Here is a 21,532-nt window from a genome sequence, read left to right on the forward strand (position 1 = left end):
CTTGCGGCGGCTGCCGGGCGCGACTCAGGCGAGCAGGACCGGCTTGGTCTGCCAGATCTCGTGCGCGTATTGCGCGATGGTGCGGTCCGACGAGAACGCTCCCATGCCCGCCACGTTCAGGATCGCCATGCGCGTCCAGGCGTCGGCATCGCGATAGAGCGCGTCGACCCGGCCCTGCATCGCGACATAGCTCGCATAGTCCGCCAGTAGCAGGTACTGGTCGCCCCAGTTCACCAGCGTGTCGAAGATGCCCTGGTAGCGCGCCGGCTCGCCGGGCGAGAAGGCGCCATCGCGGATGGCGTCGAGCACGGCCTTCAGCTCGGGATTCGACTCGTAGAAATGGCGCGGCTGGTAGCCCTGGGCACGGATGTCGGCCACCTGCGGCGTGGTGTTGCCGAAGATGAAGATGTTCTCGTCGCCGACGTTCTCCTTCATCTCGACGTTCGCGCCGTCGAGCGTGCCGATGGTCAGTGCGCCATTGAGCGCGAACTTCATGTTGCCGGTGCCCGAGGCCTCGGTGCCGGCGGTGGAGATCTGCTCGGAGAGGTCGGCCGCCGGCATGATGATCTCGGCCAGGCTGACGCTGTAGTTGGGCAGGAACACCACCTTGAGCAGCTTGCCCACGCGCGGGTCGTTGTTGACGACGGCGGCGACGTCGTTGATGAGGCGGATCACCAGCTTGGCCGCGTGGTACGCCGAGGCCGCCTTGCCCGCGAACACCACCACGCGCGGCACCAGGTCGGCCGGCTGGCCGGCGTCGTGGGCGGCGACGATGCGGTGGTAGCGCGAGATCACGTGCAGCACGTTCAGGAGCTGGCGCTTGTATTCGTGGATGCGCTTGACCTGGACGTCGAACATCGCGTCGGTGTCGATCACCAGCCCCATGTGCTGCTCGATCCAGTTGGCCAGTCGCAGCTTGTTCTCGCGCTTGGCGTGGCGGAAGGCGCGCACGAAGGGCGCCTGCTGGGCCATCGGGCGCAGGGCCTCGAGCTGCGTCAGGTCGCGCCGCCAGCCGCGGCCGATGCGCTGGTCGAGCAGGGCGGCCAGCGGCGGGTTGGCCTGCGCCAGCCAGCGCCGTGGCGTCACGCCATTGGTCTTGTTGTTGAAGCGTTCCGGGAACAGGCGGTAGAAGTCCGCGAAGATCGACTGCGTCATGAGCTCCGAATGCAGCCCGGAGACGCCGTTGATCGAATGGCTCGCCAGCACCGCCACGTAGGCCATCCGCACGCGCCGCTCGCCGGTCTCGTCGATCAGCGACAGGCGCCGCAGCAGTTCGACGTCGTTGCCCAGCCGCTCGGTCACGGAGCCCAGGAAGCGCGAATTCAGGTCGTAGAGGATCTGCAGGTGGCGCGGCAGGATGCGGCCCATCATCTCCACCGGCCAGGTCTCCAGCGCCTCGTGCATCAGCGTGTGGTTGGTGTAGCTGAAGACCTTCTGCGTCTGCGCCCAGGCGCTGTCCCAGTCGAGGCCGTGCTCGTCGAGCAGCAGGCGCATGAGCTCCGGCACCGCCAGCACCGGGTGGGTGTCGTTCAGGTGGATGCTGACCTGGTTGGACAGGGCGTCGAAGGTGTCGTGGTTGCGCAGGTAGCGACGCAGCAGGTCCTGCACGCTGGCGCTGACGAAGAAGTATTCCTGGTGCAGGCGCAGCTCGCGGCCCGAGGGCGTGGAGTCGTCCGGGTAGAGCACGCGCGAGACGTTCTCCGAATGGTTCTTGCTCTCCACCGCCTGCATGTAGTTGCCGCGATTGAAGGCCGACAGGTCGATCTCCTCGGTCGCGCGCGCCGACCACAGGCGCAGCGTGTTGGTCGCCTGCGTGCCGTAGCCCGGGATGATGGTGTCGTAGGCCATGGCCAGCACGTCGTGCGTGTCGACCCAGTCGGCCGCGCCGAAGGGTTCGGCCTGCGAGCTGGGCGGCTGGCCCTCGCGCTGGGGACCGGCGCGGCGCTGCACGCGGCCGCCGAAGCGCACCCGGTAGGTGACCTCGGGCCGCTGGAATTCCCACGGATTGCCGCGCGTGAGCCAGTAGTCGGGCGTCTCGACCTGCTGGCCGTCGACGATCTTCTGGCGGAACATGCCGTATTCGTAGCGGATGCCGTAGCCGAAGCCGGGCACGCCCAGCGTGGCCATCGAATCGAGGAAGCAGGCCGCGAGCCGGCCCAGACCGCCGTTGCCCAGGGCCGCGTCGGGTTCGCGTTCGGCCAGTTCCGACATGTCGACGCCGAAGTCGGCCAGTGCCTGCTTCACCGTGGCCTGCAGGTCGAGCGCCAGCAGGGCATTGGTGAAGGTGCGTCCGATGAGGAACTCCATCGACAGGTAGTAGACGCGCTTGAGCTCCTGGTCGTAGCTCGCGCGCGTGGTCGCCATCCAGCGTTCGACCAGCTGGTCGCGCACGGCCAGCGCGGTGGCGTTGAGCCAGTCGTCGGGACTCGCTGTCACGGGATCCTTGCCGACGGCGTAGATGAGCTTGTTGGCCACGGCGCGCTTGAAGGCGGCGACGTCACGATCGGGGTGGTCGTAGGCGAAGTCTTTGATCGTCATGGGAAGAGGACTCGTCGTTGGGGGGAAAGCGTTTCGGCGCGATGGTGGAAGGAGGGACGGTTCCCGTCCTCAGGCCGCCAGCGCCTGCCGATAGACATCGGCATAGCGCATCGCGGCGTCGGACCAGTCGGCGGGTCGGCGCATGGCGGTGGCGCGCACGCGGCGCCAGTCGGCCGGCCTCTCGTAGAGGGCGAAGGCGCGCCGCACGGCGGCGGCATAGGCCGCGGGATCGAAGCCGTCGAAGACGAAGCCATTGGCGCTGCCGTCGGCCATGTGCTCCAGCGCGCAGTCGACCACCGTGTCGGCCAGGCCGCCGACCCGGTGCACCAGCGGCAGGCAGCCATAGCGCAGGCCGTACATCTGGGTCAGTCCGCAGGGCTCGAACATCGAGGGCACCAGCGTCACGTCGCCGGCGCCGAAGAGCTGGTGCGCGAAGCGTTCGTCGTAGCCGATGGTCGCGCTCACCGAGCGCGGCGCGGCGGCGGCGCGTTCGCTGAAGGCGCGTTCCAGCGCGGCGTCGCCGCTGCCGAGCACGGCCAGCTGGCCGCCGCGCGCGAGCAGGGCGTCGAGTCCGTCGAGCACCAGCGGTTGGCCCTTCTGCGACGTCAGGCGGCTGACCATGACGAACAGCAGCGCGTCGGGGTCGACGGCGAGGCCCAGGGCCTGCTGGAGTTCCGCCTTGCACAGGTCCTTGCCGCCCGGACGGCGCACGTCGTAGCGCTGCGCAAGCAGCGTGTCGGTGGCGGGGTTCCAGATCGTGGCGTCGACGCCGTTGAGGATGCCCGTGAGCGCGCCGGCGCGGTCGCGCAGCAGGCCCTCGAGCCCGCAACCCTGCTCGCGCGACTGGATCTCGCGCGCATAGGTGGGACTGACGGTGGTGAGCCGGTCGGCGTAGAACAGGCCCGCCTTCATGAACGAGAGCTGGCCGTGGAATTCGACGCCGCGGATGTCGAAGGCCTCGCGCGGCAGGCCCAGGCCATCGAAGTCCGAGGCCGGGAAGACGCCCTGGTAGGCCAGGTTGTGCACCGTGAAGACACTGGCCGCGCGCGCGACGCCCGGCGTGGCCGGGGCCAGGGCCATGTACGCGGGCGCGAGACCGGCATGCCAGTCGTGCGCATGCACCACCTCGGGGCGCCAGGCCGGGTCCAGGCCCTGCGCCAGGCGCGCCGCCGCCCAGCCGAGCAGCGCGAAGCGGCGCTGGTTGTCGCCGTAGGGCTGGCGCGCCGGATCCTCGTACGGATTGCCCGGACGGTCGTAGAGCGCGGGCGCGTCGATCACATAGGCGTCGATGCGGGTCGCCGCGGCCTTGGCCGACGCCGGGGCGATCTCGATGCGGCCGAGCCGCAGCATCGCGCGCCCGCCCCAGGGCGCCTCGAAGGCCGCGACGTCGACGGCGTCGATCACGCCCGCCAGGATGGCCGGGAAACCCGGCAGCAGCACGCGCACCTGCAGGCCGGCGGCAGCGAGCGCCAGCGGCAGCGCGCCGGTGACGTCGGCCAGCCCGCCGGTCTTGAGCAGTGGAAACAGCTCGGCGCTGACTTGCAGGACACGCATCAGTCGGCGGCCTTCTCGAGAGCGGCGAGCATGTCGCGCGTGACCAGCACCACGCCCGTGTCGGTGCGCTCGAAGCGTGCCGCGTCGGCTTCGGGGTCCTCGCCGACGACCATACCCGCCGGGATCACGCAGCCACGGTCGACCACCACCTTGCGCAGCCGCGCGCCGCGGCCGACCTCCACGTCGGGCAGCAGCACGGCCTGTCCGATGTCGCAGAACGAGTGGATGCGCACGCCCGAGAACAGGACCGAGTCCTTCACCTTCGACCCCGAGACGATGCAGCCGCCCGAGACGATGGTGTTGACCGTCGTGCCGTTGTTGCCCTCGAGGTCGACGACGAACTTCGCGGGGGGCAGCTGGCGCTGATAGGTCCAGATCGGCCAGTCGGTGTCATAGATGTCGAGTTCGGGGGTGACGGAGGCGAGGTCGAGGTTGGCGGCCCAGAATGCATCGATCGTGCCCACGTCGCGCCAGTAGGCGCGCGTCTCGGGGCCGCGCGGGCCGCGCGTGACGCAGGACATGCCGAACGGATGGGCCAGCGCGCGCCCCGCGGCGACCGCGCGCGGGATGATGTCCTTGCCGAAGTCGTGCTCGGAATCCGGATTGGCGGCGTCCTCCTCCAGCAGCTGGTAGAGGTACTTCGAGTCGAAGACATAGATGCCCATGCTCGCCAGCGCGGTGTCGGGATGGCCGGGCATGGCGGGCGGATCGGCCGGCTTCTCCAGGAAGGCGGTGATCTTGCGGTCGCCGTCGATGGCCATCACGCCGAAGGCGGTGGCCTCCATGCGCGGCACCTCGATGCAGCCGACGGTGCAGCCCAGGCCGCGCTCGGCATGGTCCTTGACCATGATGGAGTAGTCCATCTTGTAGATGTGATCACCGGCCAGCACCACGACATAGTCGTGCAGCGTCGAGCGGGTCTGGATGATGTCGAGGTTCTGGAACACCGCGTCGGCCGTGCCGCGATACCAGTGCTCGTCGCCGGTGCGTTGCTGCGCCGGCAGCACGTCGACCATCTCGTTGAGTTCGGCGCGCAGGAAACTCCAGCCGCGCTGCAGGTGGCGCATGAGCGAATGCGACTTGTACTGCGTGACCACCGCCATGCGCCGGATGCCCGAGTTCAGGCAGTTCGACAGGGCGAAGTCGATGATGCGGAACTTGCCGCCGAAATACACCGCCGGCTTGGCGCGCCGGTCGGTCAGTTGCTTGAGCCGCGAGCCGCGGCCACCCGCCAGCACGAGGGCGATGGTGCGCCGCACCAGCTGGTGCGACTGGAGCGGCGGGGCCGCGTTGCGTGGTGAGTCCATGGTGTCTCCTGGGATGGGAACGCCCGTGCTGCCGCGAAGTCGCGGCGCCGGAGCTGTATTGTTTTTTTGGGGACTCCCTGACATTCATCACTCCAGCGTAGCACCGGGGCCGGCCTCCGACGCCCGGCCGAGGAGCCACAGGCCATTGGCTGACAGACTGCAGGATCCGGCCAGCGGCCGGGCCCATGCCGCGTCCTGCGGCGACTCGGCCGCCTCGCTGGAGAAACGCCGCAGCCACCGGCCCGCCGGGAGGTCGAAATCCACCGCCTCGGCGCCGGCGTTCACCAGCACGAGCCATGCCACTTTCTGCGGTGGCGCGTCGAACAGGATCGCCAGCGCGTGACGGCCGCGCCGCAGCCAGTCCTCCGGCTGCATGTCGGTGCCGTCGGGCGCCAGCCAGCGCAGCGCATGGGGCGCGCCGGGGCCGGTCGTCGCCGAGGGCGGCGTCGTCGGCCACCAGTCGGTGCTGCGCAGCGGCGCGGCCTCGCGGCGCAACGCCAGCAGCTGCTCGACGCAGCGCCTCAGCCCGGGATCGGCATGCTCCCAGTCGAGCCAGGTGGTCGGGTTGTCCTGGCAGTAGGCATTGTTGTTGCCCTGCTGGGTGCGGCCGATCTCGTCGCCGGCCAGCAGCATCGGCGTGCCCTGCGACAGCAGCAGCGCGGCCAGCAGCACGCGCTGCAGACGCGCGCGCCGCGCGCGCACGGTCTCGTCGGTCGTCTCGCCCTCGACGCCGCAGTTGCGGCTGAGATTGCGGCTGCTGCCGTCTCGATTGCCCTCGCCGTTGGGGAGGTTGTGGCGCTCCTCGTAGCTCACCAGGTCGCGCAGGGTGAAGCCGTCGTGCGCGGTGACGAAATTGACGCTCGCCGTCGGTGCTCGCTGGCTGTGCTGGAACTCGCCGCTGGAGCCGGCGAAGCGGTGCGCGAACTCGCCCAGGCCGGTGCCGTGGTCGAGCCAGAAGCCGCGCTGGGCGTCGCGGAAGCGGTCGTTCCATTCGAGCCAGCCGGGCGGGAAGCCGCCCAGCCGGTAGCCGCCGGGACCGATGTCCCAGGGCTCGGCGATGAGCAGGGCGCGCGCCAGCACCGGATCCTGCGCGACCGCCGTCAGGAACGGCGCGCGCGGATCGAACTCGCCATCCGCGCGGCGCGCCAGCACCGGCGCCAGGTCGAAGCGGAAGCCGTCGACGCCCAGCATCTGGACCCAGTGGCGCAGGCTGTCGGTGGCCAGCTGCACCACGCGCGGCTGGGCGAAGTCCAGGCAGTTGCCGCAGCCGGTCCAGTTCTCGTAGCGGGCGCGGTCGTCGGCGCGCAGGCGGTAGTACAGCGCGTTGTCGATGCCGCGCAGCGACAGCGTGGGCCCGGCCTCGTCGGACTCGGCGCTGTGGTTGTAGACGACGTCGACGACCAGTTCCATGCCGCGCGCGTGCACCGCCTCGGCGAGGGCGCGGAACTCGCTCGTCGGCGTGGTGCCGGGCCGCCCGCTCCAGTAGCGCGTGTCCGGGGCGAACCAGCCGATGGTGTTGTAGCCCCAGTAGTTCGACAGCCCGGCCTTGAGCAGCCGCTCCTCGTCGGCGCGGTGCTGGACCGGCAGCAGGCTCAGGGTGGTGATGCCCAGGCGCCTCAAGGGATCGAGCACCGCCGGCTCGGCCAGGCCGGCATAGGTGCCGCGTAGGGCCTCGGGCACGTCGGGGTGGCGCATGGTCTGCCCGCGCACGTGCAGTTCGTAGATGACGCGGTCCGTCGCGGCGATGCGCGGTCGGGTCTCGATCGGCGGCGGCAGGGCGGCGGCCGCCACCGGCGCCTCGACCCGCGCCTTGAGCGCGACGGCGGCGTTGTCGCGCGGATCGCGCAGCGCGGGCTGGCCCGGCACGTGGCCGGCGAACAGGTCGCCGCCGTCGTAGCGCCCGACGATCTCGCGCGCGTAGGGGTCGAGCAGCACCTTGGCGGGGTTGAAGCGGGCGCCCTCGTGCGGCGCCCAGGGGCCGTGCACCCGCCAGCCGTAGACCAGGCCCGGGGTGGCGCCGTCGAGGTGGCCGTGCCAGACGCCGTCGGTGCGGGCCGGCAGCCGCAGCCGCTGGCGCTCGTCGCGGCCGGCCGCATCGAAGAGGCAGAGTTCGACCTGGGTGGCGCCGGGCGCCGCGAGCGCGAAATTGATGCCGGCGGGGCCGGCCGTGGCACCCAGGGGAAAGGGCCGTCCTTCGGTGAGCATGGGAGGGAAACGGTGACGGCGTGGAAGGAGGGGAGTTGGTTCGCGCGGAGCCCGAGGCGAGACTGTAGGGGCGTTGGCCCCGATAATCCATCCTCCCCGGCCGACCGAGCGCCGGGCCGTTGTCCGAACCCCCATGAATCCCAGTTACAAGCCCTCCGAAGTCGAAGCCAGCGCCCAGCAGCAATGGACGGCCGCCGATGCCTACCGCGTGACCGAAGACGCGAGCCGGAAGAAGTACTACGCCTGCTCCATGCTGCCCTACCCCAGCGGCAAGCTGCACATGGGCCACGTGCGCAACTACACCATCAACGACATGCTCGCGCGCTACCTGCGCATGTCGGGCTACAACGTGCTCATGCCCATGGGCTGGGACGCCTTCGGCCTGCCGGCCGAGAACGCGGCGCTCAAGAACGGCGTGCCGCCGTCCAAGTGGACCCACGAGAACATCGACTACATGCGCGGCCAGCTCCAGGCGATGGGCCTGGCGATCGACTGGAGCCGCGAGATCGCCACCTGCGATCCGACCTACTACAAGTGGAACCAGTGGCTGTTCCTGAAGATGCTGGAGAAGGGCATCGCCTATCGCAAGACCCAGGTCGTCAACTGGGACCCGGTCGACCAGACCGTGCTGGCCAACGAGCAGGTGATCGACGGCAAGGGCTGGCGCACCGGCGCCACGGTCGAGCGGCGCGAGATCCCGGGCTACTACCTGAAGATCAGCGACTACGCGCCCGAGCTGCTCGAGCACACGCAGCACAAGCTGCCGGGCTGGCCCGAGCGCGTCAAGCTGATGCAGGAGAACTGGATCGGCAAGAGCGAGGGCGTGCGCTTCGCCTTCACGCACGACATCCGTGGCGCCGATGGCGCTCCGGTGCAGGACGGCCGCATGTACGTCTTCACGACGCGCGCCGACACCATCATGGGCGTGACCTTCTGCGCCGTCGCGCCCGAGCACCCGCTGGCCCTGCACGCCGCCCGGACCGACCCCCGGGTCGCCGCCTTCATCGAGGAGTGCAGGAATGGCGGCACCACCGAGGCCGAGCTCGCGACGCAGGAGAAGAAGGGCGTGGCCACCGGCCTGACGGTGTCGCACCCGATCACCGACGAGCCCGTGCCGGTCTGGGTCGGCAACTATGTCCTCATGAGCTATGGCGACGGCGCCGTGATGGGCGTGCCGGCGCACGACGAGCGCGACTTCGCGTTCGCCAACCGCTACGGCATCCCGATCGTGCAGGTCGTGCTGGTCGACGGCGAGCCCCACTTCGACTATCACCGGTGGCAGGACTGGTACGCCGACAAGACGCGTGGCGTGACCATCAACTCCGACAACTTCAGCGGCATGCACTTCAAGGAGGCCGTGGCCGCCGTCGCGCATACCCTGCAGCAGAAGGGGCTGGGCGAGACGCAGACCACCTGGCGCCTGCGCGACTGGGGCGTGAGCCGCCAGCGCTACTGGGGCACGCCGATCCCGATCATCCATTGCGCCGAGCACGGCGCGGTGCCGGTGCCCGAGCAGGACCTGCCGGTCGTGCTGCCGACCGACTGCGTGCCCGACGGCTCGGGCAATCCGCTCGTCAGGCATGAAGGCTTCCACGCCGGCGTCGTCTGTCCGGTGTGCGGCCGGCCCGCGCGCCGCGAGACCGACACCATGGACACCTTCGTCGACTCGTCGTGGTACTTCATGCGCTATTGCGATCCGAAGAACGACCAGGCCATGGTCGGCGCGGGCGCCGACTACTGGATGCCGATGGACCAGTACATCGGCGGCATCGAGCACGCCATCCTGCACCTGCTCTATGCGCGCTTCTGGACCAAGGTGATGCGCGACCTCGGCCTGGTCAAGGTCGACGAGCCCTTCGCCCGGCTGCTCACGCAGGGCATGGTGCTCAACCACATCTACTGGCGGCGCAACGAGAAGGGCGGCAAGGACTACTTCCCGCCGCTGGAGGTCACGCCGGTGCTTGACGCGCAGGGCCGGATCACCGGCGGCACGCTGGCCGACGGCTCGGGGGTCGAGTACGGCGGCGTCGGCAAGATGGGCAAGAGCGAGCGCAACGGCGTCGATCCGCAGGACCTGATCGAGAAGTACGGCGCCGACACCGCCCGGCTCTACACCATGTTCACCGCGCCGCCGGAAGCCACCCTGGAGTGGAACGACGCGGCGGTCGAGGGCAGCTACCGCTTCCTGCGGCGGGTCTGGAACTTCGGCGTCGCGCGGCAGACCGCGCAGGTGGCCACGGGCCTGCCGGGCGCGGCGCCGGCCGCCTTCGGCAAGGCGGCCCAGGCCCTGCGCCGCGAGGTCCACATCGTGCTGCGCCAGATCGACTACGACTACCAGCGCATGCAGTACAACACCGTCGTCTCGGGCGCGATGAAGCTGCTCAACGCGCTGGAGTCGTTCAAGACCACGGGCGAGCCGGGCGACGCGGCGGCGCTGCGCGAAGGCTTCGGCATCCTGCTGCGCGTGCTGTATCCGGCCACGCCGCACATCGCGCAGCAGCTCTGGAACGAGCTGGGCTACGCCCGCGACCATGGCGACCTGCTCGACGCGCCCTGGCCGGTGGTCGACCCCGACGCGCTGGTGCAGGACGAGATCGAACTGATGCTGCAGGTCAACGGCAAGCTGCGCGGCGCGGTGCGCGTGCCCGCCGGCGCCTCGAAGGAGGAGATCGAGGCCATCACGCGCGCCAGCGAGATCCTGGCGCAGCATGCCGCCGGTGCCGTGCCCAAGCGCGTCATCGTGGTGCCCGGCCGGCTCGTCAACGTGGTCCTGTGAGGCTGTCCCCGATGAAGATGAATTCCCCCACGCCGCCCTCGCGCCGCGCCGCGCTCGCCCTGCTGGGCGCCCCGGTGCTGGCCGCCGGCCTGGCCGGTTGCGGCTTCGAGCTGCGCAAGGCGCCGGTGTTCGCCTTCAAGACGCTGTCGGTGGCGGGCAACTCGGCCTTCATCAACTACCTGCGCCGCCTGATCGTCGCCGCCGGCACGGTCACGCTGCTGCCGCCGGAGCGCGCCAACGAGGCCGATGCCGTGCTGGCGATCCTGAGCGAGGGCCGCGAGCGCGTCGTGCTGTCGACCAACGCGGCCGGCGAGGTGCGCGAGCTGCAGCTGCGCCTGCGCGTGCGCTTCCGGCTCGCCACGCCCGGGGGCAAGGAGCTGCAGCTGGCGGAGATCGTGCAGCAGCGCGACCTGACCTACAACGAGACCAACGCGTTGGCCAAGGAGGGCGAGGCCGAGCTGCTGTTCCGCGACATGCAGAACGACATCGCCCAGCAGACCCTGCGCCGGCTCGCCGCGGTCAAGCAACTGTAGGGAGCCGCGTCCCATGCAGCTGAGCCCGGCGCAGTTGCCGGCGCACCTGGCCAAGGGCCTGCGCTCGCTCTACGCGATCCATGGCGACGAGCCCCTGCTGGCGCAGGAAGCCGCCGATGCGATCCGCCAGGCGGCCCGTGCCCGGGGCCATACCGAGCGCACCTCCCACACCGTCGCCGGCGCGCATTTCGACTGGAGCACGGTGCTCGCCGCCGGCGGCTCGCTCAGCCTGTTCGCCGAGCGGCAGGTGGTGGAGATCCGGATCCCCTCGGGCAAGCCCGGCAAGGACGGCAGCGCCGCCCTGCAGCAGATCGCCGAGGCCGCGGATGGCAACGACACCACGCTCACGCTGGTGCTGCTGCCGCGCCTGGACAAGGCCACGCGCAGCGGCGCCTGGTTCGCGGCGCTGGAGAACCACGGCGTCACGCTGCAGGTCGACCCGGTCGAGCGCGCCGCGCTGCCGCAGTGGATCGCCCAGCGGCTGGCGCTGCAGGGCCAGCGCGTGAAACCCGGCGAGGAGGGCCAGCGCACGCTGCAGTTCTTCGCCGACCGCGTCGAGGGCAACCTGCTGGCCGCCCACCAGGAGATCCAGAAGCTGGCGCTGCTGCATCCGGCCGGCGAGCTGGGCTGGGAGCAGATCGAGGGCGCGGTCAACAACGTCGCGCGCTACGACGTCTTCAAACTCTCCGAAGCGGTGCTCGCCGGTCAGCCGGTGCGCGTGGCGCGCATGCTCGACGGCCTGCGCGCCGAGGGCGAGGCCGAGGTGCTGGTGCACTACGCGCTGGCCGAGGACATCCGGGCCCTCAAGCGCGTGCGCGACGCCCTGTCGGCCGGCCGCCCGCTGCCCCTGGCGCTGCGCGAGAACCGCATCTGGGGCGCGCGCGAGCGGGCCTTCGAGCGCGTGCTGCCGCGCCTGGACGACCGCGCCCTGACGCGGTTGCTGCGCGCCGCCCACATCGTCGACGGCATCGTCAAGGGACTGCGGCAGCCCGACTGGCCCGCCGGCGGCTGGCCCGCGCTGCAGCGCCTGGCGCTGATGCTGTGCCGCGCCTGCATGGCCGCTCCGGCGTCCTCCTGAGCGGGACCGGCACAGGCGCTTTCGCCGGCATCGGGCGCCGGCGGTGGGAAAATGCCGACATGAATGCCTTCAATTCGAACGAATCCATGCAGGTCCTGGGATCCCAGGCCAAGGCCGCCTCGGCCCTGATGGCCAAGGCCAGCGCCGCCAGCCGCAACGCCGCCCTGCTGGCGCTGGCCCGCCGCCTGCGCGCCGCCGGCCCCGCCCTGGCCGAAGCCAATGCCCGCGACATCGAACGCGCCAGCGCCGCCGGCCTCGCCGCGCCGATGGTAGACCGCCTCAAATTGACGCCCCCGGTGATCGAGACCGTCGCCCTGGGCTGCGAACAGCTCGCCGCCATGGCCGATGTCATCGGCGAGATCATCGGGCTCAAGCAGCAGCCCAGCGGCATCCGGGTCGGCCAGATGAGGGTGCCCATCGGTGTCTTCGGCATGATCTACGAGAGCCGTCCGAACGTGACCATCGAAGCCGCCAGCCTGGCCATCAAGAGCGGCAACGCGGCCATCCTGCGCGGCGGCTCCGAGGCCATCGAGTCGAACAAGGCGCTGGCGCAGCTGGTGGCCGGGGCGCTGGAGGAGGCCGGGCTGCCGGTCGAGGCCGTGCAGCTGGTGGGCACCACCGACCGCGCGGCGGTGGGCCAGCTCATCGCCATGCCGGAATTCGTCGACGTGATCATCCCGCGCGGCGGCAAGGGGCTGATCGAGCGCATCAGCCGCGAAGCCAAGGTGCCGGTCATCAAGCACCTGGACGGCAACTGCCACGTCTATGTCGACGACACCGCGCCGCTGGACATGGCGGTGCGGGTGGTCGACAACGCCAAGACGCAGAAATACAGCCCGTGCAACGCCGCCGAGGGCCTGCTGGTGGCGGCCTCGGTCGCCGAGATCTTCCTGCCGGAGATCGCCGCCGTGTTCGCGGCCAAGGGCGTGGAGATGCGCTGCGATCCGGCGGCGGCGGCGATCCTGCGCGCCGAGGGGGCCACCACGGCCACGGCGCGCGTCGTCGACGCGGTGGAGTCGGACTGGTCGGAGGAATATCTCGCCGCCGTCATCAGCATCAAGGTGGTGTCCGGCCTGGACGAGGCGATCGCCCATATCAACCGCTATTCCAGCCACCACACTGACGCCATCATCACGCGCGACCACGTCAATGCCCAGCGCTTCCTGCGCGAGGTCGATTCAGCCAGCGTGATGGTGAATGCGAGCACCCGCTTCGCGGACGGCTTCGAGTACGGGCTGGGAGCTGAAATCGGCATCAGCACCGACAAGTTTCATGCGCGTGGTCCGGTCGGGATCGAGGGCCTGACCTCGTTGAAATACGTGGTGCTCGGACAAGGCGAGATCCGCGGCTGAGCGCGCGGGTGGACGGGTGGACGGCGGGCGGTAGCGCTGTCGATTCACGCCACGCGTTGCGAATCTTCGTGGCGCCCCCAAATCCTCTCATTCCACTCAACTTCTTTCGCGCAACGCACAAGGCCGCCGTATGGTCCCCCACCTCGTCACCGCCCTGACCGGCCCGATCAACGAACTCGAACAGCGTGTCCTGGATTCCACGCCGGCCATCGAGCGCTGGTTCCGCCTCGAATGGATGGAGCACACGCCGCCGTTCTACAGCGCGGTCGACATCCGCAACGCCGGATTCAAGCTGGCGCCAGTGGACACCAACCTGTTCCCGGGCGGCTGGAACCACCTGACGGCGCAGATGCTGCCGCTGGCCGTGCAGGCGGCCCAGGCCGCCATCGAGAAGATCTGCCCCGAGGCGCGCAATCTGCTCGTGATCCCGGAGAACCGGTCGGACAACACCTTCTACCTGGCCAACATCGCGCAGCTGGTGCGCATCTTCCACATGGCGGGACTGAACGTGCGGGTGGGTTCCATCGATCCGGCCATCAAGTCGCCGCGCACCATCGAGCTGCCCAACGGCGACGCGGTGACATTGGAGCCCGTGGTGCGCACCAAGCGGCGTCTGGGCATCAAGAACTTCGATCCCTGCACGATCCTGCTGAACAACGACCTCATGGCCGGCACCCCCGGCATCCTGGAGGACCTGCACGAGCAATACCTGCTGCCGCCGGTGCATGCGGGCTGGTCGATCCGCCGCAAGAGCAACCACTTCCGCAGCTACGAGGAGATCGCGAAGCGCTTCGGCAAGCTGCTGGGCATCGATCCCTGGCTGATCAACCCGATGTCCACCCGCGCCGAGGACGTCGACCTGACCACCGGCGTCGGACTGGACGACGTCGCCGGCCACGTCGACGCCATGCTCGCCAAGGTGCGCCGCAAGTACAAGGAATACGGCATCAACGAGAAGCCGTTCGTCATCGTCAAGGCCGACGACGGCAGCCATGGCCTGGGCGTGACCACGGTGCGCGACGCCAAGGACTTCGAGGCCTTCGGGCGCCAGCTGCGCGAGCGCAACCTGCCGGCGGGCGAGGGCCCGGGCCTGGGCTCGCACGACGTCATCATCCAGGAAGGCGTGCTCACCCAGGAACGCGTGCACGACAGCGTGGCCGAGCCGGTGATCTACATGATGGACCGCTATGTCGTGGGCGGCTTCTACCGCGTGCATGCCGGGCGCAGCACCGACGAGACCCTCAACCTGCCGGGCGCCAGCTTCGTGCCGCTGGCCTTCTCCGACAGTGCCCACCTGCCGCAGCATGGTGCCAAGCCGGGGGCCAGCGCGCCCAACCGGTTCTACATGTATGGCGTGATCGGCCGCCTGGCGATGGTGGCGGCCAGCTACGAGATGGAAGCCACCGACCCGGATGCCGAGGTCTATGAGTAACAACCGTCACTGATCTTTGCCAAGGGGTGCGTCGAAGGCAGAATAGCGGCCCCACAGCCAATGGAAAAACAGGCGATTCGACAGGGAGCGGGCAGCGTCGCCCGACACCGGTCGATGTCCTTCCACTCGACGCGTGTCTTCCCCCAAAAGCTCCTCGGCCGGCCTGATCCTGGGCGCCATCGGTGTCGTCTACGGTGACATCGGCACCAGCGTGCTGTATGCCACCAAGGAGGTCTTCGGCCACGGCCACGTGCCGTTCACCGTCGAGAACGTCTACGGCATCCTGTCGATGTTCTTCTGGACGCTCACCACCATCGTGTCGATCAAGTACGTGGTGCTGGTCCTGCGGGCCGACAACGAGGGCGAGGGCGGCCTGGTCGCGATGCTGGCGCTGGCCTCGCGCGCGGTGGCGGACAAGCCCAAGCTCAGGGGCGTGCTGCTGGCGGTGGGCATCTTCGGCACCTCGCTCTTCTATGGCGACGGCGTCATCACGCCGGCGATCTCGGTGCTCTCGGCGGTCGAGGGCCTGGAGGTGGTGTCGCCGCATTTCACGCACTACGTCATCCCGATCACGCTAGTGGTGCTGTTCGTGCTCTTCCTGGTGCAGAAGCGCGGCACCGCGGGCATCGGCAAGTTCTTCGGGCCGGTGACGCTGGTGTGGTTCGTCGTGCTGGCGGTGCTGGGCGTCTCGCAGATCGTCAATCATCCGGAGATCCTCAAGGCGGTCAACCCGTACTACGCGCTGCGCTTCATCTGGGACAACCCGATGACCAGCTTCATCGTGCTGGGAGCGACCGTGCTGTGCGTGACCGGCGCCGAGGCGCTCTACGCCGACCTCGGCCACTTCGGCAAGGGACCGATCCGCATCGCCTGGTTCTCGGTCGTGATGCCGGCGCTCACGCTCAACTACTTCGGCCAGGGCGCGCTGCTGCTGGAGAACCCCGAGGCGGTGAAGAACCCGTTCTTCATGATGGCGCCGGAATGGGCGCTGATGCCCCTGGTGCTGCTGGCCACGCTGGCCACGGTGATCGCCTCGCAGGCGCTCATCACCGGCGCCTTCAGCGTCACGCGGCAGGTGATCCAGCTGGGCTACCTGCCACGGCTGAACATCCAGCACACCAGCGTGCGCTCGGCCGGGCAGATCTACATCCCGTTCATCAACTGGGGGCTGTTCGTGGCCATCGTGCTGGCCGTGGTGATGTTCCGCTCGTCGAGCAATCTGGCGGCGGCCTATGGCATCGCCGTGACGACCGACATGCTCATCACCACCGTGCTGACCTTCTTCGTCATCCGCTATGCCTGGAAGCTGCCGCTGGCGCTGTGCATCGGCGCGACCTCGGCCTTCTTCGTCATCGACTTCGCCTTCTTCGCCTCCAACCTGCTGAAGCTGCCGCAGGGCGGCTGGTTCCCGCTGCTGATCGGTGGCGGCATCTTCATGCTGATGATCACCTGGAAGGAGGGCCGGCGCCTGATGGGCGAGGCGCAGCGCTCCGATGCCATCGACCTGCGCAGTTTCCTCGACGCCGTCTTCGTGAGCCCGCCCGCGCGCGTCGAGGGTTCGGCCGTCTTCCTGACCGCCGAACCGGGCTCGGTGCCCAACGCGCTGCTGCACAACCTCAAGCACAACAAGGTGCTGCACGAGCAGAACCTGTTCGTCACGGTGCGCAGCCACGAGGTGCCCTGGATCCCGATGGCGCAGCGGGTGGAGATCACGCCGCTGGGCCACCACTGCTGGCAGGTGGTGGTGAACTACGGCTTCAAGAACGACATCGACCTGCCCCGCGCGCTGGAGAACGCGCGCATGCGGGGCTGCCAGCTCGAGCGCATGACGACGAGCTACTTCCTGTCGCGCGACGTCGTCATCCCGACGCTGGGCAGCGGCATGGCGCCCTGGCGCGAGAAGCTGTTCGCCCAGATGCACCACAACGCCAGCGGCGCCGCGGATTTCCTCAACCTGCCCAACAACGCGGTGGTGGAGCTGGGGTCCAAGATAGAGATCTGACTCGCCCCCAGGCTGCGCGCACTGCGTGTCGCTTCGCCTACCCCCTACCGGGGGGCGACACTGACGGACCGGCGGAGCCGGTTGCGCTGTGTCCCTGGAATGGGAGCGGGACCGGAGCGAGCGGTGAGGGCGGAGGGCGGCAAGGTTCGTGCTTTCGGGTGGGGTGCTCGCGTTGCATGCCCCAACCCTCCAACTTTCCGGCGTTCACGGCCCTTTCCATGTCGACCTTGCGCCACAGCCATTTCGAGGATGCCCAGGCGATCTTCGCCGGGACGCTGTTCGTCTCGCTCGCGCTGATCCTGTTCAAGCAGGTCGGGTTGCTCACCGGTGGCGCGGCGGGCATCGCCTTCCTGCTGCACTACCTGACAGGCATGGGCTTCGGCAAGTTGTTCTTCCTCATCAACCTGCCGTTCTACGGTTTCGCCTGGCTGCGCATGGGGCGCGAGTTCACGCTCAAGACCTTCGTCGCCATCAGCCTGCTGTCGGCCATGACCGAGTGGTCGCCGGCGCTGTTCGCCATCGAGCGGCTGCATCCGGCCTACGCGGCGGTGCTGGGCGGACTGCTGCTGGGAGCGGGCTGCCTGTTCCTGGCGCGGCACCGCGGCAGCCTGGGCGGTGCGACGATCATCTCGCTCTACATGCAGGAGAAGCACGGCTGGCGCGCCGGCAAGGTGCAGATGGCCATCGACTGCAGCATCGTCGCGCTGGCCTTCCTGGTGATCGATCCGGTCCGGGTGCTGTATTCGGTGCTGGCGGCGGTGGTGATGAGCGTGTTCCTGGCGGTCAACCACAAGCCCGGCCGGTATGTGACGACGATCTAGCGCCGGCCAGGGTCGGCCGGGCCCGTGGCCATGCCCTCCGTTGGGGGCGCGTTCAGGCGAAGTCGTCCGGGCGTTCGGCCGCCAGCGCCTGCATGTGCGCGGCGATGGCGCCCGGCGTGGTGAACCAGATCTCGCCCCGGTCGCGGGCGTGCGCCAGGTGTTCCAGCGCGCGGCGCAGGTGCCGCAGGCGATAGGGCTGGCCGACGATGTAGGGATGCAGCGCGAGGCCCATCACCAGCGGCTGCGCGCGCGCCTGCTGCCGCATCTCGTCGAAGTTGTCGATCACCATGGCGGTGAAGTCCTTCATGTCCAGCTGGCGGCCGACGATCATCGGGATGTCGTTGAGCTCCTGCGGATAGGGCACCGACCAGAGCGTGGCGCCGCCGCGCGTGCGCATGCGCGTGGGCTGGTCGTCGTGGCACCAGTTGAGCGTGTAGCCATAGCCGGTCTCGGCCAGCAGGTCGGGTGTCGTCGCGCTCTCGGAGATCCACGGCGACAGCCAGCCGGCGGGCGTCTGGCCGCTCTCGCGTTGGATGCGTTCGCGGCAGCGCAGCAGCAGGGCGCGCTCCTCGGCCTCGTCGAGCACGCCCTGGCGCTCGGCGTTGCTGTGGCCGTGGCCGATCAGTTCGTCGCCGCGCGCCACGCAGGCCCGCACGAGTTCCGGGCAGTGGTCGTAGAGCGCGGTGTTGATCAGCGCTCCACTGGGCAGGCCGAGCGTGTCGAACAGTTCGAGGCAGCGCCAGGCGCCCACGCGGTTGCCGTATTCGCGCCAGCTGTGGTTGAGCACGTCGGGCTGCGGCGAGGGCGCGCCGATGCTGGCGCCCAGGCCGTCGCCGAAGGCGAAGTGCTCGATGTTGAAGCCCAGGTACACCGCCAGCCGGGCGCCGCCGGGCCAGGTGTGGTCGGGGCGTCGCGTGATGGGCCGGTAGTCGAAGCGGCCATGGTCGGGAAGCGGGCCGGGCCAGCGTTGCGTGGTCATGCGGGCGGACTCAGAGCGTGGCCAGGCCGGCACGCGCCAGCAGCCATTCGGCGCTGTCGTTCCAGACGTCCATCCGCACGATCAGGCCATGGCCGACCACATAGCGGTCGACATAGCGGTTGCCCTCGAAGGGCGTGCCGTCGGGCCAGGCGCCATGGAGGGTGCCCAGGCTGTAGACCACGGTCTCCGCCGGCGTGCCGCCAGCCACCACCTCGGTGCGCTCGATCCGCTTCTTGACCCATGCATAGCGCTGCGCGTTGAAGGCCGAGGTGTCGGCCGGCCGCGTCATCGCGCGGTTGCCGGTGAAGCGGATGCGGATGTCCGGCGCCGTGTAGCGCGAGGCCGCTTCGGGATCGGGAATCATCACCAGGCGCAGGAACTCGTCGACCACGGCGGCGGGGTCGGTGAGGGCCGGCGCCTCGGAGGCGCGGGAGTCGTTCATTGTTTTCTCCAGGGAGGGCCGACGCGATGCCGACGGAATGCCGGGCTGGGCCAGTGCCATTCCGGACAGCAATTCACATGCCTGCAATGACGACTCCGTCATGGTCGCCGGTTTCTCATGCCAGGCCTGCCGTATCAGGCCTGGATGCCGCCCGCGTCCGCCGACGCGGGACGACCGCTGTCCGCCGCGTCGGCGCCAGCCAGGCGTTGGGCACAATCCCGCGATGCGCTTCTTCAAGGACCTGAGCCTCTCCGCCTTCACCGCCGGCTTCGTCGCCGTGCTGGTGGGTTTCACCAGTTCGGTGGTGATCGTGTTCCAGGCCGCCCAGGCCTTCGGCGCCACGCCGGAGCTGATCGCCTCGTGGATGTGGGCGCTGGGGCTGGGCATGGGACTGGCGTCGGCATTGCCGTCGCTATGGCTGAGGAAGCCGGTGATGGTGGCCTGGAGCACGCCCGGCGCGGCCGTGCTGGCGACCGCCGGCGCCGGCTACGGCATGGGCGAGGCGGTGGGTGCCTTCATCGTCTGCGCGGCGCTCATCACGCTGGCCGGCGCCACCGGACTGTTCGAGCGCGTCATGAACCGCATTCCGATGGCGATCGCCTCGGCCCTGCTCGCCGGCGTGCTGGCGCGCTTCGGACTGGCCGGTTTCGCCGCCGCGCAGACCGCGCTGCCGCTGGTGCTGCTGATGCTGGCCACGTACCTCGCGGGCAAGCGCTTCGTGCCGCGCTATGCCGTTCCGCTGACCCTGCTGGTGGCCATCGCCTTCGCGGCGCTGCGTGGCGAGCTGGCCTGGTCGGCGGTGCATTTCAGCCTGGCGATGCCGATCTTCACGATGCCGGTGTTCACCTGGCAGGCGGCCGTCAGTCTGGCGCTGCCATTGTTCGTGGTGACCATGGCATCGCAGAACCTGCCGGGCGTGGCGGCCATCCGCGCGGCCGGCTACGACATGCCGATCTCCAGGCTCGTCACCCTGACCGGCGTCGCGACGCTGGTGCTGGCGCCCTTCGGTGGCTACGCGCTCAACCTGAGCGCCATCACCGCCGCCATCTGCATGGGCCGCGAGGCGCACGAGGACCCGGCCCGGCGCTACACGGCGGCGGTGAGCTGCGGCGCCATCTACGTGGTCATCGGCCTGTTCGGCGCCGCCGTCACGGGACTGCTGACGGCATTCCCGAAGGAACTGGTCGCCGCCATCGCCGGCCTCGCGCTGCTGGGCACCATCGGCGGCGGCCTGGCCGCCGCGCTGCGCGACGAGCCCTACCGCGAGGCGGCGCTGATCACCTTCCTGGTGACGCTCTCGGGCGTGACGGTGGCGGGCATCGGCTCCGCCTTCTGGGGCGTGGTGGCGGGCGCCGTGGCGCTGGCGGCCCAGCGCATCGGCCGAAAGACCCCGGCTGACAAGGACATCGCGCCCGCCTGCAAGATCAGGCTCGATGCCCATGCGGCCGCCGCGCCGGCGGCCCTCACGCCCGATCCGGCCGCGCCCCGGGGCGCCGCCATCGGTCCGACTCCTTCTTCATCCTCCTCCCCGACACGACCATGAACCTGCTCTTCGTCGCCGACCCGCTCGAACAATTCAAGATCCACAAGGACACCACCTTCGCGATGATGCGCGAGGCCCAGCGGCGCGGCCATCGCATCGCGGCCTGCCTGCCGCAGGACCTGCAGTGGAAGTCCGGCGGCGTGGTGGAGGCCGTGGTGCGCCGGATCACGCTGACCGGGGAGGCCGATGCCTGGTTCCACGAGGACGGTCCGGAGACGATGGCACTGAAGGATTTCGATGCCGTGCTGATGCGCAAGGACCCGCCCTTCGACGCCGAGTACATCTACGCGACGCACCTGCTGGAGCAGGCCGAGCGCGAGGGCGCGCGCGTGGTCAACAAGCCGCGCGCGCTGCGCGACCATCCGGAGAAGCTGGCGATCATGCAGTTCCCGCAGTTCACCACGCCGACCCTGGTCACGCGCAGCGAGGCGGCGGTCAAGGCGTTCCATGCCGAGCATGGCGACGTCATCCTCAAGCCGCTCGACGGCATGGGCGGCATGGGCATCTTCCGCGTGCGCCAGGATGCGCTCAATCTCGGTTCGATCATCGAGACGCTCAACAAGGGCGGCGCCGAGACGATCATGGTGCAGCGCTTCGTGCCGCAGATCGCCGAGGGCGACAAGCGCATCCTGATCATCGCGGGCGAGCCGGCGCCCTTCGTGCTGGCGCGCATTCCGCAGGGCACCGAGGTGCGCGGCAACCTGGCCGCGGGCGGCAAGGGCGTGGCGCAGCCGCTGACCGCGAGGAATCGCGAGATCGCCGAGACCGTGGGCCGCGCGCTGGCGCCGCGCGGGCTGCTGCTGATCGGCCTGGATGTCATCGGCGACTCGGTCACCGAGATCAACGTCACCAGCCCGACCTGCTTCCAGGAGATCACCGACCAGACCGGCTTCGACGTGCCGGCGATGTTCGTCGACGCGCTGGAGGCGCATCTGGCCGGAGCCTGAGACGAAAGGGCGCCCGGGCGATC

At 69.6% G+C, this 21,532-nt stretch carries 15 protein-coding genes; 9 read left to right on the forward strand and 6 right to left on the reverse strand.

Translation table 11 applies throughout. The annotated features are described in order from the left end of the window. Positions 1 to 24: 24 nt before the first annotated feature. The 4 genes from AC1MLT_RS13745 to glgX all read right to left on the reverse strand — a co-directional run bounded on the left by AC1MLT_RS13745 (position 25) and on the right by glgX (position 7,604). The gene (locus AC1MLT_RS13745; protein WP_481032762.1) at positions 25 to 2,538 is read right to left on the reverse strand and encodes a glycogen/starch/alpha-glucan phosphorylase; all 2,514 of its coding nucleotides are present in this window, start codon (positions 2,536 to 2,538) and stop codon (positions 25 to 27) included. A gap of 69 nt (positions 2,539 to 2,607) precedes the next feature. Then, a complete protein-coding gene (gene glgA / locus AC1MLT_RS13750) occupies positions 2,608 to 4,092 on the reverse strand; it encodes a glycogen synthase GlgA (RefSeq protein ID WP_481032763.1) in 1,485 nt (494 codons plus the stop codon). Then, entirely contained in the window at positions 4,092 to 5,399 is a 1,308-nt protein-coding gene (gene glgC / locus AC1MLT_RS13755) for a glucose-1-phosphate adenylyltransferase (RefSeq protein ID WP_481032764.1), read from the reverse strand. The genes glgA and glgC overlap by 1 nt, the downstream gene beginning before the upstream one ends. Before the next feature lie 87 nt (positions 5,400 to 5,486). After that, a complete protein-coding gene (glgX, locus tag AC1MLT_RS13760) occupies positions 5,487 to 7,604 on the reverse strand; it encodes a glycogen debranching protein GlgX (RefSeq protein ID WP_481032765.1) in 2,118 nt (705 codons plus the stop codon). 133 nt (positions 7,605 to 7,737) lie between these two features. On the opposite strand from glgX, the gene leuS reads away from it, so the two are divergent. The 7 genes from leuS (at position 7,738) to AC1MLT_RS13795 (ending at position 17,598) form a co-directional block, all read left to right on the forward strand. Beyond that, positions 7,738 to 10,380, forward strand: a complete 2,643-nt coding sequence (leuS, locus tag AC1MLT_RS13765; RefSeq protein ID WP_481032766.1) for a leucine--tRNA ligase — start codon at positions 7,738 to 7,740, stop codon at positions 10,378 to 10,380. Between the two features lie 17 nt (positions 10,381 to 10,397). Then, on the forward strand, positions 10,398 to 10,913 hold the full coding sequence (locus AC1MLT_RS13770; RefSeq protein WP_481035018.1) for an LPS-assembly lipoprotein LptE: 516 nt from the start codon (positions 10,398 to 10,400) through the stop codon (positions 10,911 to 10,913). A gap of 13 nt (positions 10,914 to 10,926) precedes the next feature. Then, positions 10,927 to 11,991, forward strand: a complete 1,065-nt coding sequence (holA, locus tag AC1MLT_RS13775; protein WP_481032767.1) for a DNA polymerase III subunit delta — start codon at positions 10,927 to 10,929, stop codon at positions 11,989 to 11,991. 59 nt (positions 11,992 to 12,050) lie between these two features. Next, positions 12,051 to 13,343, forward strand: coding sequence for a glutamate-5-semialdehyde dehydrogenase (locus tag AC1MLT_RS13780; protein ID WP_481032768.1), 1,293 nt, complete (start codon positions 12,051 to 12,053; stop codon positions 13,341 to 13,343). 130 nt (positions 13,344 to 13,473) lie between these two features. Next, on the forward strand, positions 13,474 to 14,775 hold the full coding sequence (gene gshA / locus AC1MLT_RS13785; RefSeq protein WP_481032769.1) for a glutamate--cysteine ligase: 1,302 nt from the start codon (positions 13,474 to 13,476) through the stop codon (positions 14,773 to 14,775). 133 nt (positions 14,776 to 14,908) lie between these two features. Next, complete coding sequence (locus AC1MLT_RS13790; RefSeq protein WP_481032770.1) at positions 14,909 to 16,777, forward strand: potassium transporter Kup; 1,869 nt, start codon at positions 14,909 to 14,911, stop codon at positions 16,775 to 16,777. Between the two features lie 218 nt (positions 16,778 to 16,995). Next, on the forward strand, positions 16,996 to 17,598 hold the full coding sequence (locus tag AC1MLT_RS13795) for a YitT family protein (RefSeq protein ID WP_481032771.1): 603 nt from the start codon (positions 16,996 to 16,998) through the stop codon (positions 17,596 to 17,598). A gap of 52 nt (positions 17,599 to 17,650) precedes the next feature. On the opposite strand, the gene AC1MLT_RS13800 is transcribed toward AC1MLT_RS13795, so the two are convergent. Both AC1MLT_RS13800 and AC1MLT_RS13805 read right to left on the reverse strand, forming a co-directional pair. Then, positions 17,651 to 18,577: a polysaccharide deacetylase family protein gene (locus AC1MLT_RS13800; protein ID WP_481032772.1), complete on the reverse strand. Its 927-nt coding sequence runs from the start codon at positions 18,575 to 18,577 to the stop codon at positions 17,651 to 17,653. A gap of 10 nt (positions 18,578 to 18,587) precedes the next feature. Continuing rightward, positions 18,588 to 19,019, reverse strand: a complete 432-nt coding sequence (locus tag AC1MLT_RS13805) for a nuclear transport factor 2-like protein (protein ID WP_481032773.1) — start codon at positions 19,017 to 19,019, stop codon at positions 18,588 to 18,590. Between the two features lie 223 nt (positions 19,020 to 19,242). On the opposite strand from AC1MLT_RS13805, the gene AC1MLT_RS13810 reads away from it, so the two are divergent. After that, on the forward strand, positions 19,243 to 20,562 hold the full coding sequence (locus AC1MLT_RS13810; RefSeq protein ID WP_481032774.1) for a benzoate/H(+) symporter BenE family transporter: 1,320 nt from the start codon (positions 19,243 to 19,245) through the stop codon (positions 20,560 to 20,562). Continuing rightward, positions 20,559 to 21,509 (forward strand): glutathione synthase, encoded by a 951-nt coding sequence (gshB, locus tag AC1MLT_RS13815; RefSeq protein ID WP_481032775.1) that lies wholly within the window; start codon positions 20,559 to 20,561, stop codon positions 21,507 to 21,509. Before AC1MLT_RS13810 ends, gshB begins: the two co-directional genes overlap by 4 nt. Positions 21,510 to 21,532: the final 23 nt, after the last annotated feature.

It is taken from the genome of Variovorax sp. PEI5, assembly GCF_056679935.1.